The organism is Streptomyces sp. NPDC030021 (assembly GCF_055574035.1).
Genome location: NZ_JBVIAH010000023.1, coordinates 1 through 25,232, shown reverse-complemented (window position 1 = coordinate 25,232; position 25,232 = coordinate 1). Strand labels below are relative to the sequence as shown.

At 73.3% G+C, this 25,232-nt stretch carries 22 protein-coding genes; 12 read left to right on the top strand and 10 right to left on the bottom strand.

Features of this window, described 5'->3' with window-relative positions; all coding sequences use genetic code 11:
- Window positions 1-142 precede the first annotated feature (142 nt).
- The gene (locus ACZ4YL_RS33840; RefSeq protein ID WP_468121630.1) at window positions 143-1,411 is read left to right on the top strand and encodes a YhgE/Pip domain-containing protein; all 1,269 of its coding nucleotides are present in this window, start codon (window positions 143-145) and stop codon (window positions 1,409-1,411) included.
- Here the strand turns inward: ACZ4YL_RS33840 and ACZ4YL_RS33835 are convergent.
- Both ACZ4YL_RS33835 and ACZ4YL_RS33830 read right to left on the bottom strand, forming a co-directional pair.
- On the bottom strand, window positions 1,392-2,975 hold the full coding sequence (locus tag ACZ4YL_RS33835) for an amidohydrolase (RefSeq protein ID WP_468121629.1): 1,584 nt from the start codon (window positions 2,973-2,975) through the stop codon (window positions 1,392-1,394). The genes ACZ4YL_RS33840 and ACZ4YL_RS33835 overlap by 20 nt on opposite strands.
- Window positions 2,976-2,987: 12 nt before the next feature.
- On the bottom strand, window positions 2,988-4,292 hold the full coding sequence (locus ACZ4YL_RS33830; protein WP_468121740.1) for a lysine N(6)-hydroxylase/L-ornithine N(5)-oxygenase family protein: 1,305 nt from the start codon (window positions 4,290-4,292) through the stop codon (window positions 2,988-2,990).
- A 280-nt stretch (window positions 4,293-4,572) separates the two neighbouring features.
- On the opposite strand from ACZ4YL_RS33830, the gene ACZ4YL_RS33825 reads away from it, so the two are divergent.
- From ACZ4YL_RS33825 to ACZ4YL_RS33815, 3 genes are all read left to right on the top strand, one after another.
- Window positions 4,573-5,517, top strand: coding sequence for a methionyl-tRNA formyltransferase (locus tag ACZ4YL_RS33825; protein ID WP_468121628.1), 945 nt, complete (start codon window positions 4,573-4,575; stop codon window positions 5,515-5,517).
- Window positions 5,518-5,662: 145 nt separating this feature from the next.
- Window positions 5,663-7,078 carry a serine/threonine-protein kinase gene (locus ACZ4YL_RS33820; protein WP_468121627.1) on the top strand — a complete coding sequence of 472 codons (1,416 nt, stop codon included), beginning with the start codon at window positions 5,663-5,665 and terminating at the stop codon, window positions 7,076-7,078.
- Between the two features lie 135 nt (window positions 7,079-7,213).
- Entirely contained in the window at window positions 7,214-7,726 is a 513-nt protein-coding gene (locus ACZ4YL_RS33815; RefSeq protein WP_468121626.1) for a hypothetical protein, read from the top strand.
- 24 nt (window positions 7,727-7,750) lie between these two features.
- On the opposite strand, the gene ACZ4YL_RS33810 is transcribed toward ACZ4YL_RS33815, so the two are convergent.
- The gene (locus ACZ4YL_RS33810) at window positions 7,751-8,686 is read right to left on the bottom strand and encodes a LysR family transcriptional regulator (protein ID WP_468121625.1); all 936 of its coding nucleotides are present in this window, start codon (window positions 8,684-8,686) and stop codon (window positions 7,751-7,753) included.
- Window positions 8,687-8,813: 127 nt separating this feature from the next.
- Between ACZ4YL_RS33810 and ACZ4YL_RS33805 the strand changes: the two genes are divergently transcribed.
- Both ACZ4YL_RS33805 and ACZ4YL_RS33800 read left to right on the top strand, forming a co-directional pair.
- Entirely contained in the window at window positions 8,814-10,055 is a 1,242-nt protein-coding gene (locus ACZ4YL_RS33805) for an MFS transporter (RefSeq protein ID WP_468121624.1), read from the top strand.
- Window positions 10,056-10,121: 66 nt separating this feature from the next.
- Complete coding sequence (locus ACZ4YL_RS33800) at window positions 10,122-10,922, top strand: arylamine N-acetyltransferase family protein (protein WP_468121623.1); 801 nt, start codon at window positions 10,122-10,124, stop codon at window positions 10,920-10,922.
- A gap of 35 nt (window positions 10,923-10,957) precedes the next feature.
- Here ACZ4YL_RS33800 and ACZ4YL_RS33795 read toward each other — a convergent pair whose 3' ends face one another.
- The 3 genes from ACZ4YL_RS33795 to nadE all read right to left on the bottom strand — a co-directional run bounded on the left by ACZ4YL_RS33795 (window position 10,958) and on the right by nadE (window position 13,963).
- Window positions 10,958-11,719, bottom strand: a complete 762-nt coding sequence (locus ACZ4YL_RS33795; RefSeq protein ID WP_468121622.1) for a GNAT family N-acetyltransferase — start codon at window positions 11,717-11,719, stop codon at window positions 10,958-10,960.
- Between the two features lie 59 nt (window positions 11,720-11,778).
- Entirely contained in the window at window positions 11,779-13,002 is a 1,224-nt protein-coding gene (locus tag ACZ4YL_RS33790; protein WP_468121621.1) for a PP2C family protein-serine/threonine phosphatase, read from the bottom strand.
- Between the two features lie 130 nt (window positions 13,003-13,132).
- On the bottom strand, window positions 13,133-13,963 hold the full coding sequence (gene nadE / locus ACZ4YL_RS33785; RefSeq protein ID WP_468121620.1) for an ammonia-dependent NAD(+) synthetase: 831 nt from the start codon (window positions 13,961-13,963) through the stop codon (window positions 13,133-13,135).
- Between the two features lie 146 nt (window positions 13,964-14,109).
- Between nadE and ACZ4YL_RS33780 the strand changes: the two genes are divergently transcribed.
- The 3 genes from ACZ4YL_RS33780 to ACZ4YL_RS33770 all read left to right on the top strand — a co-directional run bounded on the left by ACZ4YL_RS33780 (window position 14,110) and on the right by ACZ4YL_RS33770 (window position 19,692).
- Entirely contained in the window at window positions 14,110-18,246 is a 4,137-nt protein-coding gene (locus ACZ4YL_RS33780; protein WP_468121619.1) for a hypothetical protein, read from the top strand.
- A 14-nt stretch (window positions 18,247-18,260) separates the two neighbouring features.
- Window positions 18,261-18,878 carry a hypothetical protein gene (locus tag ACZ4YL_RS33775; RefSeq protein WP_468121618.1) on the top strand — a complete coding sequence of 206 codons (618 nt, stop codon included), beginning with the start codon at window positions 18,261-18,263 and terminating at the stop codon, window positions 18,876-18,878.
- Between the two features lie 64 nt (window positions 18,879-18,942).
- Window positions 18,943-19,692, top strand: a complete 750-nt coding sequence (locus ACZ4YL_RS33770; protein ID WP_468121617.1) for an SAM-dependent methyltransferase — start codon at window positions 18,943-18,945, stop codon at window positions 19,690-19,692.
- A 128-nt stretch (window positions 19,693-19,820) separates the two neighbouring features.
- On the opposite strand, the gene ACZ4YL_RS33765 is transcribed toward ACZ4YL_RS33770, so the two are convergent.
- Entirely contained in the window at window positions 19,821-20,234 is a 414-nt protein-coding gene (locus ACZ4YL_RS33765) for a nuclear transport factor 2 family protein (protein WP_468121616.1), read from the bottom strand.
- Window positions 20,235-20,320: 86 nt separating this feature from the next.
- On the opposite strand from ACZ4YL_RS33765, the gene ACZ4YL_RS33760 reads away from it, so the two are divergent.
- From ACZ4YL_RS33760 to ACZ4YL_RS33750, 3 genes are all read left to right on the top strand, one after another.
- The gene (locus ACZ4YL_RS33760) at window positions 20,321-20,887 is read left to right on the top strand and encodes a PadR family transcriptional regulator (RefSeq protein WP_468121615.1); all 567 of its coding nucleotides are present in this window, start codon (window positions 20,321-20,323) and stop codon (window positions 20,885-20,887) included.
- Window positions 20,874-21,656, top strand: a complete 783-nt coding sequence (locus ACZ4YL_RS33755; RefSeq protein WP_468121614.1) for an SGNH/GDSL hydrolase family protein — start codon at window positions 20,874-20,876, stop codon at window positions 21,654-21,656. Before ACZ4YL_RS33760 ends, ACZ4YL_RS33755 begins: the two co-directional genes overlap by 14 nt.
- 79 nt (window positions 21,657-21,735) lie before the next feature.
- Entirely contained in the window at window positions 21,736-22,218 is a 483-nt protein-coding gene (locus tag ACZ4YL_RS33750; protein WP_468121613.1) for a hypothetical protein, read from the top strand.
- A 74-nt stretch (window positions 22,219-22,292) separates the two neighbouring features.
- Here the strand turns inward: ACZ4YL_RS33750 and ACZ4YL_RS33745 are convergent, their stop codons facing one another.
- The 3 genes from ACZ4YL_RS33745 to ACZ4YL_RS33735 all read right to left on the bottom strand — a co-directional run bounded on the left by ACZ4YL_RS33745 (window position 22,293) and on the right by ACZ4YL_RS33735 (window position 25,087).
- A complete protein-coding gene (locus tag ACZ4YL_RS33745) occupies window positions 22,293-22,880 on the bottom strand; it encodes a GNAT family N-acetyltransferase (RefSeq protein WP_468121612.1) in 588 nt (195 codons plus the stop codon).
- Between the two features lie 66 nt (window positions 22,881-22,946).
- Complete coding sequence (locus ACZ4YL_RS33740) at window positions 22,947-24,359, bottom strand: sensor histidine kinase (protein ID WP_468121611.1); 1,413 nt, start codon at window positions 24,357-24,359, stop codon at window positions 22,947-22,949.
- Entirely contained in the window at window positions 24,356-25,087 is a 732-nt protein-coding gene (locus tag ACZ4YL_RS33735; protein WP_328792272.1) for a response regulator transcription factor, read from the bottom strand. Before ACZ4YL_RS33735 ends, ACZ4YL_RS33740 begins: the two co-directional genes overlap by 4 nt.
- Window positions 25,088-25,232: the final 145 nt, after the last annotated feature.

Genomic DNA, 25,232 nt, shown 5'->3' with positions numbered 1-25,232 from the left:
TGGTCCCGTACGCGGGTTCGCGGCCGGAGCGCGAGGGGTACGGCGGCCTTCCCGGGTGCGGAGACCATCCTGAGGGTGCCGTGCGGCCGCCGCCGCTGCCACCACCCCCCGATCCCGGCCCGCCGGGAAGCTACGGAGACCGATGTCCCCGACCGTCGCCCCCGAAGCCACTGCCGCGGCCCTGGTGCGCCGCCCCCGGCTGTGGCTGGTCCCCACGATCCTGACGGGGCTGCTCGCCCTGCTGCTGTCGCTGCTCTACATGGGCGGCATCGTCGATCCCAACGCGGAACTGCGCGACCTGCCCATCGCCCTGGTCAACGAGGACACGGGCGAGCCGCCGCCGGGGCAGCGGCAGAACCTGGGTACGCAGGTCACCGCCGCCATCGCCGCCGACCCCGCGGGCAGCAAGGCGGACTGGCGCGAACTGAGCCTCGCCCAGGCCCAGGACCAGCTCGACTCCGGCAAGGTCTACGGGGCGCTGGTGGTCCCGGCCGGATTCACGGAATCCGTCACGGCGCTCCCCACGTCCGGCGCCACGAAGCGGCCGGCCATCACGGTGCTCACCAACCCCGGCAAGGGCAGCCTCGGGTCCTCGCTGGCGAGTCAGATCACGACGCGGGCCGCCCACGGCGCGTCCCGCTCCGTCGGCGAACAGCTCACGGCCGCCGCCGGCGGCCAGGCGAGCGCCACCGCGAAACTGCTGCTGGCCGACCCGGTCGACGTCGTCACGCGGGTCGGTCACCCGATCGGCGCGCACAGCGGCCTCGGTCTGACGGCCTTCTACTACACCCTGCTGCTGGTGCTGGCCGGATTCATGGGCGGCAACGTCATCAGCAACGGCGTCGACACCGCCCTCGGCTACGCCGACAACGAGATCGGCCCCTGGCACACCCGCCGCCCGACGGTGCCGGTCAACCGTACCCAGACGCTGCTCCTCAAGATGCTGATGACCGCGGGCATCACGCTGGTCAGCGTTTCCCTGGTGATGCTGGCCTGCATCGGCATCCTGGGGATGGACGCGTCCCACCTGCCGCTCCTGTGGATCTACTCCTACTGCGCGGCCCTCGCCGTCGGCCTGGGCGTGCAGGCCATCAACGCGGCGTTCGGCGGGATCGGCCAGCTCGTGTCGATGTTCGTGTTCATCGTGCTGGGTCTGCCGTCGTCGGGTGCGACGGTCCCGCTGCAGGCGGTCCCCGGCTTCTACCGCTTCCTCTCCCACTTCGAACCGATGCGTCAGCTCAGCGACGGCGTGCGCGCGATCCTCTACTTCGACGCCCGCGGCGACGCGGGGCTCACCCGCTCCTGGATCATGATCGCGGTCGGTACGGTGCTGGCCCTGCTGTTCGGCTTCGCCATGACCGCCTACTACGACCGCAAGGGCCTCAAGCGGCTCACGCCGCAGCCCGCCTGACGGGTCGGGCGGGCCTGCCGTCGACGTACGTGGCGACGACCTCGATGGCTCCGATCCGCCCGGGGTCGACCCGCCTCGGGTCGTCGCCCAGTACGGCCAGGTCCGCGCGCCGGCCCGGGGCCAGGGTGCCCGCGGTGTCGTCCCAGTGGGAGGCGTAGGCGCCCGCCACGGTGTAGGCGTGCAGGGCCTCGTCCACGGTGATGCCCTCGCCGGGACCGATGAGGGCGCCGGAGGCGGAGGCCCGTTCCACCATGAACTGGACGGCCTTCAGCGGTGATCCGTCGGTGACGGGGCGGTCGGAGCTGCCCACCAGGGTGACCCCGTGGTCCAGGAAACCCCGGCCCCGGTACATCCAGGGGGCCCGCTCCGGGCCCATCACGGCCGCGTAGTCGTCGCCGAAGGAGCGCAGGAAGTGCGGCTGGACCACCGCGCTCACGCCGAGGCGGGCGAAGCGCGCCAGCTGGTCGGGCCGGATCAGGCCGGCGTGTTCGATCCGGTGCCGGGCGGTGGGCCGGGGCCGTAGCCGCTGGGCGCGTTCCAGGGCGTCCAGGGCCAGGTCGGCGGCGCGGTCCCCGATGGCGTGCACGGCGAGCTGCCAGCCGGCCAGGTGACCGTCGACGATGGTGTCGGTGATCCGCTCGGGGCTGTCCTGGAACTCCCCCGCGTGGTGGGTCCCTTCGTAGGGGCGGGTGAGGGCGGCCGTACGGGCCATCATGCCGCCGTCGGTGTAGACCTTGAGCGCGCCGAGGGAGAGCCAGTCGTCGCCGAAGCCGGTGCGCAGGCCGAGGTCGAGGGCGCGGGGGATCCCGTCCGAGGCGTGCGCGGCGACGGGCCGCAGGGTGTCGGCGGCCGCCATGAGCTGGACCCGCAGGGGCAGCCGGCCCTGGTCGCGCAGGAGTTGGTAGGCGCCGAGCTCGACCGGGCTGTTGCCGAGCAGGCCGCCGCCGATGCCCGCCTCGGCGCAGGCGGTGACGCCTTCGGCGAGGCAGGTGCGGCCGGCGTGCTCGACGGCGTCGGCGATCTCCTCCTGCGAGTAGGGCAGGCGCAGCCTGCGGGCGGTGGTCATGGCGCTCTCGGCGAGGAAGCCCTCGCCGTGGGCGAGTTCGCCGGGGAGCAGGTCGAGGACGGTGGTGTTGACGACGCAGCCGTGTCCCGAGTCGTGCAGTATGAACACCTTGCGGCCGTCGCTGGCCTTGTCCAGTTCGGCCGCGGTGAGGTGCCGGCCGAGGGCCCGCTGGTCGTAGCCCACGATGTCCACCCACGCGCCGCGCGGTTTCCGGGCGACCGCCTCCGCGACGACGGCGAGCACGTCGTCGACGCGTTCGCAGGGCGCCACGCCGGGGGTGGTCGCCTTGAGTCCGGTCCAGGCCAGGTGCACGTGGGAGTCGATGAATCCGGGCAGCACGGTGGCGCCCTGGAGGTCGACGACCTCACGGGCGGGCAGTGCGGTGACGGCCTCGTCCAGGCCGGCGATCCGGCCGTGCCAGATACCCAGGTCGTGGGCGACGGGGTGGCCGGGGTCCATGGTGAGGAAGGTGGCGTTCGTCAGCCTGGTGCAGAGCATGGGTGCTGGTCCTCAGGGGGTGGGCGCCGTACGGGAGGCCGGTACGGGTACGCGGCCGTGGGCGACGATGGACCGGAGGATCTCGCCGACCCTGACGGCGGTGTTCGACAGCAGGGAGGACGTGATGCCGTGCGTGTGCTCCGTTCCTCCCTGGAGGTAGATGCCGCAGCACAGTTCGGGCTCGCTCTCGACACGGTAGTCGCGTGCCACGCGGACGCGGCCGAGGCCGTCGCGCCGGCAGTACCTCTCGACGTCCCCGAGCAGTCCAAGCCCGTCCGCCGAGCGGTATCCGGTCGCGTAGACCAGCGCGTCGGCCGCCAGGGGCTCCTTCTCCCCCGTGACCAGCGATTCGACGGTGACGCGCACGTGGTCGGGGGTCTCGGTGACGTCCGCGAGCCGTGACACCTTCAGGAAGCGCAGCCGCTCGGTGCCGAGGACCTTCTCCTGGTACTCCTGCCGGTAGAGGTCGTCGATGAGGTCGATGTCCACCACGGAGTAGTTGGTGTTGGCGTGGTATTCGATCAGCTTGCGCTTGATCTCCTCGGGGGCGGTGAAGTACTCGTCGACCGCCGAGGGGTCGAAGATCCGGTTGGCGAAGCCGCTGTCGTCGGCGGGGCTGTAGCCGTAGCGGGAGAAGACGGCGCACACCTCGGCCCGGGGGAAGGTGCGGTGCAGGAAGGCCACGTTCTCGGCGGCGCTCTGGCCGGCGCCGACGACGATGAACCGGGCGGGGTCCGCGTCTGCCAACGCGGTTACCCGCGTGAGGAGTTCCGAGGTGTGCCAGATGCGCTCGGTGCGTTCCACGCCCTCCGGCATCTGCGGCCGCAGGCCGGTGCCGATCACCAGGTTGCGCGCCCGGTGGACCACGAGCTCGGAGCCGGAGCGGGCGGTCACGTCCACGTACTCGATCGCCCCGTCGCGCAGGACGGGACGTACGGCGACGACCTCGGACCCGTAGGAGACCATGTCGTCGACCTTGGCCGCGGCCCACTCGAAGTAGTCGTGGAACTCCACGCGCAGCGGGAACAGGTTCTTGTGGTTGACGAAGTCGATCAGGCGGCCCCGGCTCTGGAGGTAGCAGAGGAAGCTGTACTCGCTCGCCGGATTGCGCAGTGTCACCAGGTCCTTGAGGAAGGACACCTGCATCGTGGCGTCGTCGATGAGCATGCCGCGGTGCCAGCCGAAGCGGGGCTGCTGCTCGAAGAAGTGGGCGGTGACCGCCTCCTGAGGTCCGACGCCGGCGTTGTGCTCGCTGAGCGCGATCGCCATGGCCACGTTCGAGGGGCCGAAGCCGATGCCGATGAGGTCGTGGATCAGTGGCGCACATCGGACAGATCCTGTGACATGTCACTCCCAATCGTGCGGGGGCAGCCGATCGCCATGCGTGGGGGAACCGGGGGCAGGGCACGCCGAAGGAGCGGAACCCGAGGTGAACTTAGGGAAAGCTAACCTGACATCATGGACCTGTCGATGGGCAAATCAGATCGAGCCTTCATCGATGCGCCGCTGAACTCTCCTCAAAGAAAGGGATGTTGCACAGTTAGGTAAGCCTTGCTTTACTCATTTTGAATCTGTCGCCGCTCCAAGGAGGAACCCCATGCGGGTCGTCATGTTCGGCTATCAGACGTGGGGGCACCGCACCCTGCAGGCCCTGCTGGAGTCCGAACACGATGTCCTTCTGGTCGTGACGCACCCGAAGAGCGAGCACGCGTACGAGAAGATCTGGAGCGACTCGGTCGCCGACCTCGCCGACGACCACGGCGTCCCGGTGCTCATCCGCAACCGCCCCGACGACGAGGAGCTGTTCACCCGGCTCAAGGAGGCGGAACCGGACATCATCGTGGCCAACAACTGGCGCACGTGGATCCCCCCGCGCATCTTCAACCTGCCCCGCCACGGCACGCTCAACGTGCACGACTCCCTGCTGCCGAAGTACGCCGGGTTCTCGCCGCTGATCTGGGCGCTGATCAACGACGAGCCCGAAGTGGGCGTCACCGCCCACCTGATGAACGACGAGCTCGACGCGGGCGACATCGTGGTCCAGCGCGCCGTACCGGTCGGCCCGACGGACACCGCCACCGACCTGTTCCACAAGACGGTCGACCTGATCGCACCGGTCACCGTGGGCGCCCTGGGCCGGATCGCGGCCGGCGAGACCGACTTCACCCGCCAGGACCGCTCGCAGGCCAGCTTCTTCCACAAGCGGTCGGCCGAGGACATCCGCATCGACTGGAACTGGCCGGCCGAGGACCTCCATCGACTCGTCCGCGCCCAGTCGGCCCCCTATCCGGCCGCCTTCACCCACCACCGCGGCAAGCGTCTGGAGGTACTGGCCGCAGTCGTCTCCGAGGGCCGCTACGGGGGCACGCCCGGCCGCGTGTTCTACCGCGAGGGCGAAGGCGTCGTGATCGTGGCCGGATCCGACGCCCGCACCGGGCGCAACCACGGCCTCGCCATCACCCGGGTACGGACCGAGGAAGGCGAAGAGATGCCCGCCACCGACTACTTCACCACCATGGGCGGGTACCTGACCAGCCGCTGAGCCACGGCGTCGACCCGGGCGCAGGGCAAGCCCCCGGCGCCCGGGCGGCGACCTGGACAACGTCCGCGAACGCCTCCGAACGCCCGCATGACCATGGTTCAAGCCACTAGAATCCGGCCGCACCAGGCGCGATCCGGGGGGCCGAGTGGACGCATTGATACCGGGTGACCCCGTGCGGGTCGGGCCCTACCACGTCGTCGCACGGCTCGGCAGCGGCGGCATGGGCCGGGTCTACCTGGCCCGTACGCCCGGCGGACGCAGCGTCGCCGTCAAGGTGGTGCATCCGGAACTGGCCCGGGATCCGGAGTTCCGGCGCCGCTTCGCCCGTGAGGTCGCCGCCGCGCGGGCCGTGGACGGGAGGTACACCGCGCAGGTGCTCGCCGCCGGCGTGGACGACCCGACCCCCTGGCTGAGCACGGTCTTCGTGCCCGGGATGTCGCTCGCCGAGGCGGTGGCCGAACACGGGCCGTTCCCCGAGGCCTCGGCGCTCGCCCTGGCGCGCGGGCTGGCGGCGGCACTCGCGGCCGTGCACGCCGCCGGGCTGGTGCACCGTGACCTGAAACCGTCCAACGTGCTGCTGGGCCCCGACGGACCCCGGGTGATCGACTTCGGGATCTCGCGGGCCACCGAGGCGAGCGCGCTGACCCGCACCGGATTGACCGTCGGATCCCCCGGCTTCATGTCGCCGGAGCAGGCCTCCGGGGGCCCCGTGGGGACGGCCTCCGACGTGTTCTCCTTCGGGGCGGTGCTGGCCTTCACCCTGAGCGGCGAGAGCCCCTTCGGGTCGGGCGCCACCCCTGCGCTGCTCTACCGGGTCGTGCACTCCGAGCCGCGGCTGGACGCCCTCTCGGGGCTCGCGCTGGACCTCGTACGGCGCTGCCTCGCCAAGGACCCCGCCGCGCGGCCCACCCTGGCCGCCCTGTTCAACGAACTCTCGGACGGGACGGACGACGCCCGCCCGGTCGGTTCCGGCTGGCTGCCGACCCCCGTGGCGCACAGCCTGCTCGCGCGCGCCTCCTCGGCGCTGGAGGCGGACTCCGACCCCGCACTGACGGCCACCGCGCCCCCGCCGTACGCGCCGACGCGGGTGGACCCCGCCGTAGCGGCGGCCGGGCCGCCCGCCACCCCGCCCGGATACGGGCCGCGCCCGGCCGGGGCCCGCGCCCGGTTCCGTACGGCACCCTTCGTCGCGGCCGCCGCCGTGGTGGTGGCCGCGGCGATCGGCGCCCTCGCGTACACGGCCGCGCAGAACGGGAAGGACGCGGCCGGGCACTACGTCTCCCAGGACGACGACGGCGGCACTCCCACGGATCCGGCGCCGGAGAGCACCGACCCGCTCGACGGCTGGTCCCTGTCGGACGAGACGGAGGTCCAACTGCCCACCGGCCACGGCATCGACGCCGCCGACCTCACGGAGGCGAAGGACGCCGAGTGGGACACCGACGACATGATCTGCGTCCGCGTCTCCTCCGACCTGCTGCTCGTGCTGGAGGTCACCCACATCGAGGACGGCCAGGACGACTACCTGGAGGCCGTCGCCAAGGTGTGGGAGCGCGATTGATCCGCTTCCGCCCGCACCATGATCACTACCGGTAGGGTGATACGGAAAATCCCTTATGCCTCACGGTGGTTCACCGCACCCCACGCACGCCCGCCCCACCCCAGCCCACCCCACTCAACGAAGCGACGCACACCCGTGAACGAGACAGACCCGGCACCCATCGAGGACACCCACTTCGGGGCGATCACCGTCCGCCAGGAGGGCCAGGACCGCCTCCAGGTCGACGGCGAGGCGATCCCCCGTGTGAGCCTGGAGCGCGACCCGGCGAGCGAGGCGGACCCGCAGATCGCCATCGGCACCCGCGCCCCGGAGCACCTCACGATGCGGGTCGACGGCGCGGTGGTCGGGCTGCTGCCGGCGAAGGGCCGCCTGAGCAGGCACTCGTACCGGGTGGACGTGACGTACGACGGAGCGGACTACCGCCTGGTCCCGGACTCCGTCCCCAGCAGCCGGCTGACCCGGGACGGCGTGCACCTGGGCGACTTCTCCTCGGACGGCGACGAGACGGTCATCGCCGAATGGCGGGAGGACCGCGAGATCCGGCCGGCGGACGCGGCGATCGGGTACGCCCTGGCCTCGGCGTTCGGCACGGGCGCCCAGCCCATGTGGATGATGATCGTCGAAGGCGTGACCAGCGCACTCCCCTGAGCATCACCACGCGGGCGGGGTCGTTCAGCGCGGAATCACCCAGCCCGGCGCCCAGGTCCCCGCGGTGGCGTGGCCGGCCGCTGTGGCGGCGAGGTGGGCGCGGAGGGTGACCAGGGCCGGGTGGGGGTTGTCGCGGTGCCACAGGAGCGAGTGCGGGTAGACGGGCGTCGGATCGGTCACCGGGATGCGGCGCAGGCCGTGGCCGGCGGGCCAGATCAGGCGGGTGTGCTCGCCCATGAAGGTGGCCAGGGCCGGGCTGTCGGCGATGGTGTCGAGGAGCGCGTCGGAGCCGAAGTTGGGGCCGGTCGCCTCGATCGTGAGCCCGAACTCCGCGACGAGGTCGTCGTAGTAGGCGCCCCACTCGGTACCGGGGACGATGCCGGGCATCCAGATCCGGTGCCCGGCGAGCTGAGCGACGCTCACCGACCGGGCACCCGCCAGCGCGTGGGCCGGGCCGGTGAGGAGCTGGAGCGGCTCGTCGAGCACCCGGACGGACTCGATGTCCTCGGGAAGGGGCCGGCCGGGCGCGGCGACGGCGCGGAAAGACGCGTCGATCGCACCGGACCGGATCGCGGCGACGGCCGTCTCGATCTCGAACAGCATCACCACGTCGAGGTCGACCTCCGGGTACGCGCGGTGGAAGCCGCGCATCAGGCCGGACTGCGCGCCGCGCGAAGCGATCACGTCGACGCGTAGCGGACGGTGACCGGGGCGCACGGACGTGACCGCGCGCTCGGCGACGCGCAACAGCTCCCGCGCATGGGGCAGGAACGCCTGCCCGTCGATGGTGAGCTCGGCGCCACGGGGCGCGCGGGTGAACAGCCGCACGCCGAGGCCGCGCTCCAGCGCGGCGATGCGCTTGGAGACAGCCTGCTGGGTGATCGACAGGTCGGCAGCGGCTTTCTGGAACTGGCCCGCTTCCGTGATGACGACGAAGGTGCGTACTGCTTCGAGATCCACGTCGATCCACCTTAGTGAACAACGGATGGTTGTGGACAGCCGGCCGTGCAGTTGTTTGACCTGTGGGTGTGCTGCTCGGTTAGCTCACATGGGTCAACTTCGGTTTGTTCGGGTGGGAGCGCTGAGCATGGTGGGCAGGGGACCTTCGGGGCGGCAGTTCGGCCTGCTGTGGACGGCGTACGCGGTGAGCGCCTACGGGTCCGGGCTGGGGTTCGGTGCATTGCCGCTGATCGCCGTGCTGGCGTTGCACGCCGGTCCCGCCGAGGTGTCCGCGCTGTCCGCGGTGGGGCCCGCGATGGGCGCGCTGATCGCGGTGCCGCTCGCGCCGTGGGTGGAGTTCCGGCGCAAGCGTCCGGTCATGATCGCGATGGACCTGACGCGGTTCGCGGTCCTGGCGACGATCCCGGTCGCCTACTTCTCCGGGTGGCTCGGCTTCGTCCAGCTGCTGGTGGTCTCGGCCGTGGTCGCGGCGGCCAGGATCGCCTTCAGCGCGGCCGGTGGCGCCTACCTCAAGGCCCTCGTCCGGCCGGACGACCTGCTCGTGGCCAACGCGCGGTTCGAGTCCACGAACTGGAGCTCCATCGCGGTCGGGCCGCCGCTGGGCGGGGCGGCGATCGGCCTGTTCGGGCCGGTCACCACCGTGGTGGCCGACGCACTCGGCTACCTGATCTCCGCGCTGTGCCTCACCGCGATGCGCGGCCGGGAAGAAGCGCCGCATCCCGCCGGCGGGAGCACGGTCCGGGCCGGCGCACTGCTCGACGGCTGGCGCCACATCATGGGCCGTCCCGATCTGCGGGCGCTCTACCTCAACACCATGCTCGTGTCCGGCCTGATCATGGCCACCGAGCCGCTGCTGGCCGTACTCCTGCTGCGCCAACTCGGGTTCCCGCCCTGGCAGTACGCTCTCGTCTTCGCCGCTCCCTGCCTCGGCGGACTCATCGGCTCGCGGCTGGCCCGCCGTGTCGTGGCCCGCCACGGCCGGCACCGGGTCCTCCGGACCGTCGGCACCCTGCGCGCCGTCTGGCTGATCGGCCTGGTCTTCGTCCGTCCCGGCGTCGTCGGCCTCGTCACCGTGATGGCTGTCGAGCTGGCGATCATCATCAACATGAGCCTGTACACGCCGGTGCTCGCCACCTACCGGCTCGAACACACCCCCGAGCATCTCGTCGCCCGCACCCTGACGGCCTGGTCGATCGGCCAGCAGGCGTCCATCGCCGTCCTCACCGCGCTCGCCGGGGTGCTCGCCGGCGTCACCGGCCCACGCACCGCTCTCGCGGTCGCGGGACTGCTCATCCTGGCCACCCCGCTCCTGCTTCCCACAGCCACCCATGACGCGCCCCGGCGCGCCGCTGAAGCCGGCAGGCCGTAGGCGGACCGGTGGACCTGGGTCCGAGCGCGTATGGCGGGGGCGGGGGCGGGTTGCGAGACTGCCGGGATGGAAGAGCTTCCCGTGACACGTGCTGACGCCTACCTGCGGCGGATCAGGGCGGCGCGGCCCGGGTCGGCGAGTGCGGCGGCCCTGCGGGACCTGCACCTGCGGCATCTGCGGACCGTGCCCTTCGAGAGCCTGTCCATCCATCTGGGACAGGAGATCGTGCTTGAGGGGGAGGCACTGCTCGACAAGCTGCTGCTCGACGGCCGCGGCGGGTTCTGTTACGAGCTGAACGGTGCGTTCGCGCTGCTGCTGCGGTCCCTGGGCTACCGGGTGGAGCTCCTGCAGGCCCGGGTGCACTCGGCCGACGGCGGGCAGGGCGTTCCCTACGACCACCTGGCGCTGCGCGTGGAGGGCGAAAACGGCCGCCCGTGGCTGGTGGACGTGGGCTTCGGCGACCACAGCCACTTCCCGCTGGCCTTCGACGGGCTCGGCGAGCAGACCGACCCCGGCGGGGTGTTCCGGATCGTGCCGGCCGGTGGCCCGGAGGGGGACCTCGACGTCCTTCGGGACGGCGTGCCCCGGTACCGGATGGAGACGCGCCCCCGGGTCCTGTCCGACTTCGTGACCGGCGCCTGGTGGCACAGCACCTCGCCCGCGTCCGGTTTCACCCGCAAGCCGGTGTGCTCGCTTCTGACGGAGTCCGGCCGGATCACTCTCAGCGACCGCGTGCTGACGGTCACGGCGGACGGGGCGCGCACCGAGCGGACCCTGGCCGACGACGCCGAGGTCCTGGCGGCGTACCGCACCCACTTCGGCATCGACCTGCCCCGCGTCCCGGTCCCCCTCCACCCCCGCCCGTGACGGCCGGGCACGGACGGCGCGCAGCACGTACGGCGTCAGCCGCGTTCGAAGGCGTGCGACCGGCCGATGACGGCGAAGCCGCGGCGCTCGTACCAGTGGCGCGGCCAGTCCATGGCATCGGCGGTCAGGAAGCGGAAGTCGCTGCCGTGGGCGGCCGCCGCGTGCAGGGCGCCCGCCAGGACGGCGTCGGCGTAGCCGCGCCCGACGTGGGCCTCCGAGGTGATCAGGTCCTCGATCTGGGCCGTGCCGGTCGCCCGGTCGACGTAGAGATCGGCCCATGAGGCGACCTCGCCCGCCTGGGTGCGGGCACCGATGAACCGGACGATGTCCGCCCCGCGCCGGCGGGCCTCGCGCCGGTCGACGAGCTGGCGCAGGACCTCGTCGTCGGCGTCCGGGAGGAATCCCCGCCAGCGCCGGGTCAGCGGAACGCGCATCGCGTCGAGGTCCACCTCCTGCGCGGGTCCGGCGTCCGGCACCGGGCCCGTGTGCAGCATGACCAGGTAGGTGGAATGGGTGTATCCGGCCCGGATCAGCGGCTCCGCGCACGCCGTGCCGGTGTCGTCGTCGAGTACGGAGATCAGCCGGTGCGGCAGATGCCCCAGGGCTTCCTCCGCGAGGGCGGGCAGCGCCTCGGGGTCGACGGCCGCGTCGATGACGACCTGGTTGTTCGAGTAGGACTGCGCGAACGCGTCGTCGTACACGGCGAACCCTCCGGGAACGGCGGCGGTGCGCGCGGCCTGGCGGCGGGCGAAGTCCGACAGGAAGGCGTTGACGCGCTGGAGTGCTGGGCTCGGCATGGGCCGAGCCTATGCAGCCGGGGCTGTGGACGCCTCCGATTTCCCCTGGCTGACGGCGGTCACAGGCGGAGTACGACGAGCGCGGTGTCGTCGGTGATGCCGACCGCGGGGATGAGCTCGGCCAGCAGTGCGTCGGCGAGGGCCTCGGGGTCGGCGGCGCGGTGTCGCGCGAGGGCGTCGGCGAGCCTGCCCAGGCCTGCGTCGATGTCCTCGCGGCGGCGTTCGATGAGTCCGTCGGTGTAGAGGACGAGGGTGGAGCCTTCGGTGAAGGCGAGCCGGGCCTCGGGACGGCGGGCGTGTTCGGGCCGGGCGCCGAGCGGGGGGTCGGTGGCCCGGTCGAGGAAGGTGACCGTGCCGTCGGGGTGGCAGAGCAGGGGCGGGGGGTGACCGGCGCTGCTGTAGGTGAGGGTTCGGCTGTTCCAGTCGATGAAGACGGACACGGCGGTGGTGGACTCGGCGCCGTCGATGGAGCGGGCGTACAGGCCGAGGACCTCCAGGGCCTGGGCCGGGCCCTCGGCGACGTGGGAGGCTGCCGACAGGGCGCTGCGCAGCTGGCCCATGACGCCGGCCGCGCGGAGTCCGTGGCCGACGACGTCGCCGACGGCCACGGCGGTGCGGCCGGGCCGGTCGACGAGGTCGTACCAGTCGCCGCACACGTTCAGGGCCACGGTGGCGGGCCGGTAGCGGACGGCGGCCTGGTGGTGGCCGAGCGGGCGCGGCGCGGGCAGCAGGGTCTCCTGGAGGTGGAGGGCCACCTCGCGCTCGTGGGCGTGGGCCCGGCGCAGACGCTCGTTGACCTCCTGGAGCTCCCGGCCACGGGTGTAGATCTCGGCCTCCAGCACCTGGGCGTGGTCGCCGCCGCTGCGCGCGCCGGCCCGGATGAGCTCGGTGACCTCTTCCACGCGGTGCAGGAGCAGCGCCACGGTGCCGTCGGGGGCGGGGACTGCCACGTTGACGGGGCTCCAGTAGCGCTCGTGCCAGACCCCGGACCCGTCGGGGTATTCGACGTCGTAGCGCTGGACGGCCATGCTGTCGGGCTCCCCGGTGGCCGCGACCCGTTCCAGGGAGGCGCGCAGGTTGCGCACGCCGTTCGCCGCCGGATCGTTGGGGTTGTCGGGGAAGACGTCGAAGAGGTAGCGGTCGATGATCTGCTCGCGGGTGCGGCCGGACGTCTCCAGGAACGACTCGTTGACGTCCAGGTACACCAGGTCAGGGGTCAGCAGGGCGACCGCGCCCGGAAGGGCGTGGAAGACCGCGTGGTAGTCGATCCCTGATGCGTCCACATCCACCTCTTCGCGCGCCACCGCCTGCTCGTGAGGTCACTTCCACGATAGGTGCGACCGTGCGGGGCGGGCCCGTCGTCGCCCCGGCATTGAGCCGTTCGGCTCAGTGCCGGGGCCGGCGCGGGGCTGCTCAGGGGGCGATCGGCAGCTGTCGCTTGTGCTCGGTGAGGCGGTAGCGGGCGACGATGGCCGCGAAGGCGGGCCCCTCGACGGGCTTGCCCTCCAGGAGGTCGTCGATGTCGTCGTAGGTGACGCCGAGCGCGTCCTCGTCGGGCTTGCCCGGGTCGAGCGTCTCCAGGTCCGCGGTCGGGGTCTTGTGGACCAGCTCGGCGGGCGCGCCCAGCTCCTCCGCGAGGGCGCGTACCCGGCGCTTGGTGAGGCCGGTGAGCGGGACGACGTCGGCCGCGCCGTCGCCGAACTTGGTGAAGAAGCCGGAGACCGCCTCGGCGGCGTGGTCGGTGCCGACCACGAGGCCGTCGTGCGCGCCCGCCACCGTGTACTGGGCGATCATGCGCTGCCGGGCCTTGACGTTGCCGTGCACGAAGTCCTGGTGGCGCGCGTCGCGGAAGACCGTGCCGCCGGCCAGCGCTGCTTCCAGGGCGGCGTCGCTCGCGGGCTTCACGTCCACGGTCAGGACCCGGTCGGCCCGGATGAAGTCCAGCGCCAGCTGCGCGTCCTTCTCGTCGGCCTGGGTTCCGTAGGGCAGCCGCATCGCGAAGAACGTCGCCTCGTGCCCGGCGGCGCGCACCCGGTCGACGGCGAGCTGGCACAGTCGGCCCGCGGTCGTGGAGTCCACGCCGCCGCTGATGCCCAGGACCAGTGCGCGCAGGCCCGTGGAGGTCAGCCGCTCGGCGAGGAAGGCCACTCGGCGCTCGATCTCCTGCCGTGCGTCGAAGGACGCGGTCACCTGGAGATCGCGGGCGATCTCCTGCTGCAGGGATATGGACGCCAGGTCGGTCACGGTTGCTCCTCGCTCGGGCCCGTGCGCGGGTCGGCACGCGCCGCCCGGCCGGGGTCACAGTCACGTGTACGGGACGGAAGCACTCTAGAGGAAGGCCGGGAGGCCGTGGCCCGGTGGTGTCAGTGGCCCGTGCGACGATGCGAAGCATGATCGTCTCGCTCGATGCCCTGGTGCCCGCCTCCCGTCCGCACGCCTCGACCACGTACGCCGACTGGGTCGCCGCCCACGACCCGGGGGCGGCCACGATCGCGCGGGACCTGACCGAGGACATGTACACCGAGCTCGGCCGGTCCCGGGAGAAGCCCGGCCGGTTCGTCGACACGATGACGGCGCGGGCACGGCGGCTGCCGCCGGCCCACCTGCCCTGGTTCTGGGACACGGTGGGCCATCGCCTGATCGGGTACGGGAGCCGCGCGGGCGGGCGGGCCTACGCGGCGGCGCGCGCGGCCGAGGCCGAGCACGGGCTGCCGGTCGATCCCGGCTACCGCCGGGCCAACGCCCTGCTGTTCGCGGCGGGCGGAGCCATGCCGGCCAAGGAGTTCGGGGCCCATCAGCGCTTCCTCGCCGAGACGCTCGATCCGGCGGCGGCGCACACGGCCCTGGAGGCGTTCCTGACCGCCTGGGCGGGCTCGCGGGCGGACCTGCCGGCGGATCTGGTGCGCCGGGTACGGGCGTCGGCGAAAGCGGCCGGGCACGGGGACGGCGAAGCCGCGCGGATGGTGGGCGCGATCCTGTCGGTCACCCGCGGGAAATCGGTGCCCGAAGCGCTGCTGACCGCCGCGGAGCCGGTCCTGACGGCCCATCCGCCGACGGACGCCGTCATGGCCGGACTGGTCGAGGTCTTTCCGGCCGGGGTCACCGACGGCGGGGCCTGGCTGCGGATGCTGATCGGCTGTGGCGCGACGGAGGCGATGGCGGCCGGGCGGGTGGTGCCGGAGGGCGGGCTGCCGCACTGGGTCGGACAGTTCGTCCGCATGTACCAGTACGCGCTGCAGTCCGGCGGCGGGGTCTCCCGGCAGCCGCTGCCGGCGGAATTCCTCGACCTGGTCGGCCGGTTGGGGCCGCGGCTGCGGGCGGCGGGCACCCCGGTCGCGGTCCACACCACCCGGTACCACTACCAGGGCTTCGACGCGGACGTGCTGGACGCCTGTCTGGCGGCCGGGGCCGCGGTGGCCGACCCGGGCGCGGAGGTCCGGATGCGGTTCTGGGGGGAGCGGTCCCGGCGGGACCTCGTCGCACTGGCCGCGGACCCGGTGTTCGGCCCCCGGCTGGAGGGGACGGTCCATGCCGATCTGCTCCCCGACCACTGGACCGCGCGCGGGCGCCGCGCCGGGTCCGCGGTGACACTGCTGCCGGGCAACGAGGGCATCGCCCACGAGGTGGCCGGCCGGGTCGGCAAGCTCGTCGGCACGGTCGGGGGCGGCGGCATGGCGGGGGCCGAGGAGGCTGTGGCCGAGCTGGAGACCCTGCTGGACCGGCCGACGGTGACGGCCCTCGGCGGGATCGCCGACGCCCTCGCCGGGGCGGGCGCGGCAGGCACGCTGCGGCGCTCGCTGGCGGCCGGTCTGCCGGAGGAACTGGCCTGGCCGGCCCTCGAGTCGGTGTATGCGGGGTTCGCGGAGTCCGCCGGGGCCGACGCGCAGGAGGGAGCGGCCGACGGAGCCCTGCCGGGCGTGGCCGGGGTGACCTGCACCTGGCCCGTGCTGACGGTCTTCGGGCGCGACCGGGCGGTCGCCGTCGCCCCGGACGGGGAGCGGGGGTCCTGCCGGTTCACGGTTCCCGGGGACGCGACCCTGTTCGCCGTGCACTACGTGGGCGGCTCCTTCCTGGTGAGCTGGACCCTCAAGCCGAACCCCTATTACTGCGACACCGCCGTCTGGGCCGACCGGCCCGAGGAGCCGTTCGAGCCCGCGGAGGTCGGCGGGCTCGTGCCGTTCGGCGGCAGCCTGGACGGGGCGTACGGCTTCCAGTTCGAGTCCGCCGACGGGGGCGGGCGCCACAGCGGCCTGCGCGTGCTGCGTCCGGGTGGCACCGAGGGCATCGACAGCGAGGAACTGCTGCTCGGCGACGGCTCGCGGATCTGGACCAACAGGATCTACGGGAAGCAGCCGTGGGAGGTGGTGGACCCGGCCACCGGAGAGCGGCGGGGGCCCGTGCCGCTGCCGGACTTCCCCGGCCGCGCACCGGGCGCCGATGCCGCCGCGGAGCCGTCCGAGGTGGGGATGAGCCTGGACTCGGAGGCGCTGCAGCTGGCACCGCTGCCCGCCGGGCTGGCCGGCTCCCCGCTGGGCAGCCGGGACGGGCTGGTCGGGACCCGGGTGCTGTTCCGTACCCGGCACCGCGACCACGCACCCGACCACTACCTGGTGGAGAGCGTGGACGGACGGACGGCGCGCTTCGACATCGACCGGCCGGGGCAGGAGCCGTGGGGGCTGTGGGCCGCGCCGGAGGGCGCGGTGGAGGACGTGGTCCTGGCCGAGGCACAGACCCGTACAGGCGTGCGCGCGTACACCGCCGACGGGGTCCTGCTGTGGGAGCTGGACGGGCACCGCTCGCCCAAGCACCCGCGGGTGCGGCCGGCCCGGCAGGTCACCGTGTCGGCGGGCGTGGCCCTGCCGCCCGCCTTCTGGTACCTGCTGCGCACGCGGGACGCGGCCGGGTCCCGGGCGCTGCGGAGTGTGGGCGGGGAGACGGCGCAGACGCTGCTGGCGGCCGCCCTCACCGGCGAGGAGGCGCTGCGCGCCGCCGTGGCCCGGGAGTTGCCTGAGGTCACCGACCCGGTACTGGTCGAGGCGGTCGTGATGGTGGCCGGGCGGGCGGCCCGGGTGGAGGAGCGGCGGCGGGCCCTGCACCGGCGCGTGTCCCTGCTCGCCGAGGCCCCGCCGGTCGTGCTGCGCCGGTCCGCACGGGACACCGAGCTGCTGCCCGCGCTGTTCGGGCTGGTCTCGAACGGGGAGGACGACGCGCATCGGCGGACCCAGGACGTGGCCCTGCCGGCGACGCTGACCGCGCTGGCCGCCGACGGCGCCTGCCTGGCCGGGACGATCGGGGAGGAAGTGCGGCGGCTCTCGCCGCCCGCGCCGCCGCACGACTGGTCGCACCTGCTGGGCTCGATCGACGCAGTGGCATGGCGGGCGGCGGTGGCACCGACCCCGGACACGGACCGGACCGCCCTGCTCGCACTGCTCGACACCTGGGCCGACCAGCCGTTCGCCCGTGCGGGCAGCCGGTGGTGGGTGGGCCGGACCTCCGACTCCGCGGCCCTGGACGGGCTGCGGGCGGGCGGGACCGCCGTGGCGTCAGCCGCGCTGCGGACCGGCGGGTCGGCGTGCTGGTTCGTGGCGCCCGCCGCCGGGGACCCGGACGGCGACCCGGTACGGGCGGCCCTCGCACAGGCCCGACCGGTCCGGGTGCGGCGGGACGACGCCGCCCGGCTCCGGTCCCTGGTGGCGGCGGTCGAGGCGCACGGGCCGGTCCCGGTGCCCGAGTCGGCGGCCGCACGCTTCGCGGAACTGACCGGTGTCCGGCGGGCCGTGGCCCGGCTCGTGGTGGCCGGTCTGGTCGGCCGGGCCCACCGGGACGAGGACCGCGCCCTGGCGTGCAAGGCCCCGTACCGGGCGACCGTGATGACGGCCGGTGCGTACGAGGAACTGCGCGCGCGGCTCGGCGGCGCCGGACGGCGGGCCGTCCTGGCCGCGGCTCTGCCCGATGACCCGGCCGAGCTGTGGCGGCCGGGCGGGGTCGACGCGGCCGTGGAGCGGATGGCCGGCGTGTGGCGGGAGCTGCTCGGGGCGCTGCCCGCCGTGCACGACGAGGCGGCGGACGCCCTGGAGACGGACCTGGGACTCGGGGAGGTGTGGGCCCGGCGGCTGGCGGGCGGCTGGGAGGCCGCCGCGGACACGACCGTGAACGCGCCCGTGGAGGCGGCCGGCTGGGAGCTGGCGGCGACCCGGTACGGCATCGGGGTGGAGGTCCGTGCCGTGCCCCCGGCCGGGCCCGAACTGCCGTACCGCACCCCGGTGGGCCTCGACCTCCGCGGGATGGCGAGCGCGCTCGTGTGGGCCTGGACGGACCGGCCCGTCGGGGATCCGGCGGTGGCCGGCGCGATGGACGTGTACGAGCGGCTGCGAGCCGAACTGGCGCGTCCGGAGCTGCTGCTGGCGCTGCCCGGCGGCCGGGTCCAGGACACCTCGGCGCGGATCGCGGAGCGGTTCGGGCCCGGGCTGCTGCCGGTGGCGATGGACGACCGCAAGGAGGAGGGCCCGGTCCCGGTGACCGCGTAGACTCCGGCCCCCTGGTGGTGTGTGCGCCCGGCGGCGCCTCGTTCCTGCGGCCCGCGGCGGTCGCCGACCCCGAGGTGTGGCGGCGGGTCCGCGAGGTCACCGACCTCACGGAGGAGTTGGACCGGGTGGCGCCACTGGTGGCCGGTGGCGGGCTGGAGCGGATGATGCTGCGGGCCCGCTCCGGACCGGTGCCGGCCGGTGCGTACGAGGCGGATCCGCGGCAGTCCTGCCCGGAGCTGGTCACGCTGGTGGCGGGTGAGCTCGGCGTCGGCGCGGACGCGGCGGCGCTGTACCTCCAGGTGGCGGCGCTGGCCACCCCCACCGACCGGAACGTACGGCGGTGGAACGGCTGGTCCGCCAAGCGGCACAAGGAGGTCCAGGCGGAACTCCTCGCCACCGGCGCGGTCATGGAGGCCAAGCGGGCACGGGCGGGCCGGACCGTGTTCCTGCCCGGGGAATGGACCGAGCTGAAGGCCCCGAACCTGCCGCTGGAGACGGTGAAGCTGGCGACCCACCGGGTGCGCCCGCTGTGGAGCAACTCGGTCCATTCCCCCTTCGGCCGGGTGCTGCCGACGGCGCCCCTGCACGAGATGTTCGCGCGGGCCTGGGAGCGGAGGTCCGCCGGTCGCTGAAAGACGTTCGGCACTCGGACGCAAATGGGGTGCGCGCGGGCTCCGGCGTTGACAAGCTGCCCCGGTGAATCATGAACAGATCTCCAGGATCGCCCACGCCGACCACCCCATAAAGGCCCCGCTCGACGACGCATCGGTACGCCGGCTGCTCGAACACGGCGCACCGCGCGACGGCGCGCGGGCGCTCGACCTGGGGTGCGGTACCGCGGAATGGCTGCTGCGCGCTCTGGCCACGCACCCCCGTCTGCACGCCGAGGGCGTGGACACCTCCGAGGAGTCCGTGACGCAGGCCCGCCGGTCGGCGGACCTGCTCGGCGTCCGGGAACGTCTCGTCGTGCACCAGCAGAAGGCCGAGGATTTCGTCTCCGGCCAGCCCTTCGACCTGGTGCTCAGCGTCGGGTCCACCCACGCCTTCGGCGGCCTGCTGCCGACCCTCGCGGCGGCCCGGGAGCACCTGGCTCCCGGCGGCCGCGTGCTGCTCGGTGAGAGCTTCTGGGACCGCGCGCCCTCCCCGGAGGCCGTCGAGATCTTCGGCGAGCTCCACGACCTGGCGACCACCGTGGACCTCGTCGTCGCCGACGGCTGGGCTCCCGTGCACGCCCATGTCAGCACGCGCGCGGAGCTGGACGACTACGAGTGGTCCTGCCTGGGCTCGCTGGCCTCGTGGGCGCTCGACCACCCTGACGATCCGGACGCCGCCGAGGTGCTGCAGACCGCCCACGCACGGCGTGCGGAATGGCTGCGGGGCTACCGGGACAGCTTCGGCTTCGTCACCCTGGTCCTGCGTCCGGTCCCCGGCCGGCACCTGCCGTAGCAACACTGTCCTGATGTGACGACGAGGGAGTGCGGGCGACGGCGGCCGTCCGCACTCCGGCACCGGCGTCCACAGGACCGACGCCGAGAGCGGCGCTGTCCGACCGCCTGGGCGACCGTCCCGACCGCCTACGCGAGGCCGTCGGCGACCAGGCCGGCGAGGACCGCCTGCCCCAGGGCCTGCACGGCGGACTGCGGGCGGACCATCACGGTGAACTCCTTGATCCGGCCCGCCTCGTCGAAGTGGAGCAGGTCGATCCCGTGGATCTCCCGGCCGTCCACCGCGGCCCGGAAGAGCAGGACCTCGGCCGGGGCCTCCGCGCCGTCGGCGCTGGTCCCGGCCGCACCCTCGAAGTCGCCGACGTAGCGGAAGTCCTCGAAGACGCGCATCAGGACCCCGAAGAGTCCCAGGACCACGGGCCGGCCCTCGAAGGGCGTGAACTTCACCGGGCTGTAGAACCGGACGTCCTCGGTGAACAGGCCCTCCAGCCCGGCGAGATCCCGCTTCTCCACGGCGGCGCGGAAGCGTTCGGCAGTCTCCATGACCCCTCCTCATACTCATGAATCTGACTAGTCACTTTCATGAGTATGATGCAGGGGTCGGCGAAGAAGGGGAAGGGGCGACCGCGATGGCTTTGCGACATGCCGTACTGGCGGCGCTGCTGGACGGCGAGTTCAGCGGCTACGAGCTGGCGAAGTCCTTCGACATCGGCGTGGCGAACTTCTGGCACGCCCTGCCCCAGCAGCTGTACGCCGAGCTGGCCAAGCTGGAGAAGGAAGGGCTGGTCGAGGGCCGCGAGGTGGTCCAGGAGACCCGGCCCAACAAGCGCCTCTTCCAGGTCACCGAGGCCGGCCGCACCGAACTGGAGGAGTTCGCCGCGGCCCCGCTGAAGTCCTCCGTCATCCGTGACGACCTGCTCGTCAAGGTCCAGACCGCCGACCGGATCGGCATCGAACCGGTGATCGCGCAGCTCGAAGCGCGCGCGGTGGCCGCCGACGCCAAGATCGAGCTGCTCGGCAGGGTGCTGCGCAAGATGCGCGGCGACCTGGACGAGGAGGAGTTCCTGCTCCACGGCGAGCGGATCGGCGGGTACCTGACCGGTCTGCGCGGCCTCGCCTTCGAGCAGGGACACCGCGACTGGTGCCGCCGGAGCGCGGCGATCCTGAAGGAGAGGCCGGCCCGTGCCGAACGGTGAGTACCTGCGCTACGTCGCCCTGGGCGACAGTCAGACCGAAGGCCTCGGCGACGGGGACGACACCGTGGGCCTGCGCGGCTTCGCCGACCGGTTCGCCGAACACCTCACCGCCGTCAACCCCGGCCTCCAGTACGCCAACCTGGCCGTCCGGGGACGTCTCGCCGGGCAGGTCCGCGCCGAACAGCTGGGCCCCGCCCTGGCCCTGCGCCCCGACCTGGCCACCGTCGTCGCGGGGGTCAACGACATCCTCCGGCCCCGGTTCGACGCCGCGGAGGTCGCCGGGCACCTGGAGGAGATGTTCGCCGCGCTCACGGCCGCCGGGGCCCGCGTGGCGACGGTGACCTTCCCCGACCTCAGCGTGCTCGTGCCCCTCGCCCGACCCGTCGCACCGCGCATAGCCGACCTCAACGACCGCATCCGCGCGGCGGCCGCCCGCCACGGGGTCGCCGTCGCCGAGACCGCCCGGCCGACCGCCGTGACCGACCCGCGGATGTGGACCACGGACCGTCTCCACGCCAGCCCCGTCGGCCACGAGCGGATCGCCGCGGCCCTCGCCCACGCCGTCGGCCTGCCCGGCAGCGACGACACCTGGACGCACCCGCTGCCACCGCGGCCGGCCGCCCCGGGCGGCTCGTCCGTGGCGGCCGAACTGCGCTGGGCGGCCGCGTTCCTCGGCCCCTGGCTGGGCCGCCGCCTGCGCGGCCACTCCTCCGGCGACGGCCGCACCGCGAAGCGCCCCGCACTGCTGCCGCTGGCCGCCGCCGACTAGGTTCTGTCCTGGCGATCATCGGGCAAGCGACCTCGGTGCTGTTCCGGCCCGGGGTCATGGGAGAGGTGGGTGGGGGCGAGTGGGCAGTGACCTGCGGCGTGCGGCGGTGACGGCACTCGTCGAACTCGGACGGAGCGACGACTGGAGCGACCGGGCGGATGCCGGCGCCGGCCTGGCAGGGTTCGCCGAGATGCCGGAGGCACGCGGACCCCTGCTGGAGCTGGTGCTCGACACGGGCGGCACCTTCGTCACCCGGCGCACCGCACAGTGCCTGCTCCGGCGCAAGGACAGGGCGGGGCTGTCGATCGTCGCGTCCGCGCTGGCGGTGGCCGACCCGAATCACGGCGACTGGATCCACACCGCGGTCATCGACGTGTTCAGCATCTTCTCCGCGGACCTGGACGAGGCGCTACGGCTCTGCGCAGAGCTGGCGCAGGACGGCGACGATCGCACCGCCCTGGGAGCCCGTCAGCTGCACGAGGCCCTGGCGGAGATCGATCCCGTCCTTCGCCCCGTACAGGAGCCGCGGCCCGGGCAGGGCGCTGTCGGTGGGGTGCAGTAGCGCCGGAGGCGTGATCTGCGGGCCGACGTGCCGGGCCGCCGACGGCACCCCCTGCGGTGGCTGCCGTCGCAGGATCAGACATCGCCCCGGACCAGGGCGTGCAGGTGCTGGTCATGCCATCCGTCCGCGTGGAGCAGTGCGCTGCGCATGGTGCCTTCGAGGGAGTATCCGGCCTGGTCCGCCACGCGGCACGACGCCGGGTTCGCCACCGAATGACACAACCGCAGCCGGTGCAGGCCGAGATCGTCCAGTGCCCACCGGCTGACCCGCCGTGTCGCCTCGACCGCGACGCCCCCACCACGTGCCGCGGGCAGCAGCCAGTAGACGATCTCGGCGCTGCCGCCCTGCAGGTCGACGTCGTTCCAGCCGATCAGGCCCGTGGCCTCGTCGCCCGGCCGGGCGACGGCCCAGATCGCGGCGAGCCCGGCCTGCCACCGCCGGCGCATGCGCTCGATCCTTTGACGCGCCTCCTCCGGGGAGTTCACCGGCAGGCGGTTCCAGAGGCGAATGGCCTGGTCCTGGCCGGCGGCGTACAAGACTTCGGCGTCGTCCGGGTGCCAGGGGCGCAGCTCCCACCCGCCGGGCAGCGCGAGTACGGGCTGTTCGGACCGGGCCATCCGCCCTGCGGGAACGACATGCGGTATCGGCGAGCTGGAGATCATCGCGGCATCCTGCCACAGCTCGCGCGGCTCGTCCCCCGCACCATCGACCCGGCGGACCGTGCGCGGTCACCGCTTGTGCGGCCACCATCGCGCACGCCTGCGCGAGCCGCGCGGCCCGCGCTCGGGCCGCAGGGGCGGTGCCAGGGCGAAGACCACGGTGATGTGCGCGCCTCCCTGCGGGCCGTGCGCGATCCGCATCGTGCCGCCGGTGACGGCCGCGGCCCTGCGGGCGATGTCGAGGCCGAGCCCGGAGGAGCCCGTGCTGCTCCCTCGGGAGAGGGCCCGGTCCGGTTCCGGGATGCCCGGTCCGGAGTCCTCCACCACCAGTTCCACGGCCTGGGCGGTACGGGCGACGCGGACACCGAACGCGGTGCCGGGCGGGGTGTGGCTGAAGACGTTGCCGATGAGCGCGTCCACCACCGCGGCGATGTCGTCGTCGCTGAGGCTGACAGCCGTGGGCTCCTGGGTGAGGTCGAGGGAGCAGGGGCGGTTCTGCTGCTCCGCCAGGACCGCCCAGAAGGCGGTCCGGCGCCGCACGACATCGGCGGCCTCGCACCGGGGGCAATCGGACGCCGGCCCCGTCCCGGTCGCCTGCCGGCCCGTACTCGTTTCCGCGCTGCGCATGCCGTGGCCCATCGGGCCCACGGCGAGGGGTGTCCGCGCCGCGGTGATGATGGCCTGGAGTTCCGACTCCAGCGCGTGCACCGCCGCCTCGACCCTGGCCGACTCCGGCGTGCCGGCCATCCGCTCCGATGCCAGGTGCAGGGCGGTCAGCGGGGTGCGCAGCCGGTGGGACAAGTCGGCGACCAGTTCGCGCTCGATGGCGAGCAGTTCTGTCATGCGGTGGGCCATGGCGTTGAAGGCGTCGCCCGCGTCGCGCAGTTCCTTGGGGCCCATGGGCTCCACCCGGGTGTCCAGATTGCCCTGACCGAGGGTGTGCGAGGCCTGGGCGAGCTTCTTGGAGGACCGGACGACCTTGGCTCCGAGCCGGTCGGCGACCAGCACCGAGCCGCCGACCAGGCCGACCGCGAGCAGGAGCATGACCGCCCAGGAGGCTTTGACCCCTCGGGTCAGTTCCTCTTCGGGGACGAAGTTCTCGATGACGGCGACCCGGTCACCGGGGAGCACCACGGGCTGCAGGCAGATCCATCCGCCGGGAGTCTTCTGGGAGATGGACTCGCGTCCCTGCTGGGCCCGTTCGAGCAGCTTCACGGGGGCCTGGGAGTCACCGAGGCTCTGGGCGTCGGGGAGATGGATGACGAGGTGCTCGGCCGCGTCGAGTCCGGCGGCGGATTCCCGCAGCGCGGACGGATCCGTGGTGAGGGTGAGGACGGGTGCGAGGGCTGCGGCACGCTGCTCGGCCGCGGTGACGCTCTGCTCCTTGACCAGTGACATCACCAGTGCGCCCAGGGGTATGAGGAAGGAGAGGGCGACCATGGACGTCACGGCGAGCGCGACTCCCGCCAGTGAGCGTCTCACCGCGGGGCCACCAGTTTGATGCCGACGCCGCGGACCGTCAGCAGGTAGCGCGGGGCCGCCGCGCGTTCGCCGAGCTTGCGGCGCAGTGACGACAGGTGCACGTCGACGGTCTGGTCGTCGACGTACGGCTCGCGCCAGACCTCGGTCAGCAGCCGGCGTTTGGAGACGACCTGGCCGGTGTGGTGGGCGAGGAAGGCCAGCAGGTCGAACTCCCGCCGGGTGAGGTGGAGCTCCCGGCCGGCCAGGTAGGCGGTACGCGCGCCGGGGTCCACCGCCAGCTCGCCCACGGTGGTGGCGCCCAGCGGGTCGGCGGCCGGCGCCGGCCGTGCCCCCGGCCCGGTGTGGGCGGCGCCCGCGGGGGGCACGTGGCTGGTGCGCCGCAGGACGGCGGAGAGGCGGGCTATGAGCTGTCCACCGGAGAAGGGTTTGACCAGGTAGTCGTCGGCGCCGGCGTTGAGGAGCTTGATGATTTCGGTCTCGTCGTCGCGGGCGGTGGCCACCAGGACGGGGACGGAGGATATGCCCCGGATCATGCGCAGTGCGTCTCCCCCGTCCAGATCGGGCAGGCCGAGGTCGAGGACGACGGCGTCGACGGGAGTCTGGGTGACCTCGCGCAGGGCGCCGAATCCGTCGCCCACGCTCCGTACGGCATACCCGTGCTCCGCCAGGACCTCGATGAGTGACTGGCGGATGCTGGGGTCGTCTTCCACGACCAGGACGCTGGGCATGGGCACACCTTAGGGGTTCGGTCCGCGCACCCTTCCAGGGGGCGTCTTGCCGGTCAGGGCGGATCAGGGAGCGGTGGCCGGTGCCATGGGGTCTCCCCAGGCCCGCCAGGGCCGAGGGGAAGGATCGCAAGGCGGACGAGGGAGG